This is a genomic window from Staphylococcus sp. HMSC36A10, assembly GCF_001838845.1.
In the GTDB taxonomy this organism is placed as follows: Bacteria; Bacillota; Bacilli; order Staphylococcales; family Staphylococcaceae; genus Staphylococcus; species Staphylococcus aureus.
Map to the genome: position 1 here is coordinate 186839 of NZ_KV839130.1, position 859 is coordinate 187697.

Below are 859 nucleotides of genomic sequence, written 5' to 3' on the forward strand. Positions count from 1 at the left end.
GGACTAAAAGTTAAAGCTACAAATGTTGTAGGTAGTGGCGACGGTGTAGAAGTATTCGTGCATTGTGATGACCACGACATCGTATTTAATGCAAGTATTCCATTTGACAAATCAATAATTGAGAGTGATAGCTCATTAAGAAGTGAGGATAAAGGCGATGATATGAGTACTTTAGTTGGTACAGTGTTGAGTGGCTTTGAATATCGAGCGCAAAAAGAAAAGTATGATAATTTATATAAATTTTTAAAAGAAAATGAAAAGAAATACCAATATACAGGATTTACTAAAGAGGCAATTAACAAAACACAAAATAGTGGATATGAAAATGAATATTTTTATATAGTTGCTAATATACCGACGCTCCAAGAATATAGGAAATATTACGAACCCCTAATAAAGAAAAATAATCTGAATTTTAAAAAAGGTATGAAACAAGCAAGGAAAGGAGTAGGCTATAAAGCTGCAATAGAAGTACATACAACATTGTTTTCGAGAAGTAGTAACTTTTCAAAGGACAAAAAATTAGATGATGTTTTAGATTTGTCTGAAAGTACGAAAAAGTTACACCTTAATTTTGAAAATACGAAAATATTTTTACAACTAGCAAAATCTACTATTAGCACTAATCGAGTTAATTACAGTGATAATGAGTCTATAAGGATTGAGGTCGAATGACTTGAAATCAGCTAATTTCTCTATATTCTAAACAAACACATAAATGGGAGATGGGCTATGTTTAAAAGAATTAAACTAATCTTAATAGCAACGATAATACTATCAGGATGTTCAACTACCAATAACGAATCCAACAATGAAACAAAATCAGTACCAGAAGAAATGGAAGCTTCAAAATATGTAG

Annotated in this window: 1 protein-coding gene and 1 pseudogene; both read left to right on the forward strand. The window is 30.5% G+C overall.

Features of this window, described 5'->3' with window-relative positions; translation table 11 throughout:
• Positions 1-675, forward strand: a 675-nt coding sequence (locus HMPREF3247_RS12990; RefSeq protein WP_070813589.1) for a DUF1672 family protein, incomplete at its 5' end; no start/stop codon positions are given.
• A gap of 57 nt (positions 676-732) precedes the next feature.
• Positions 733-859, forward strand: a pseudogene (locus HMPREF3247_RS15035) (hypothetical protein); the annotation flags it as partial.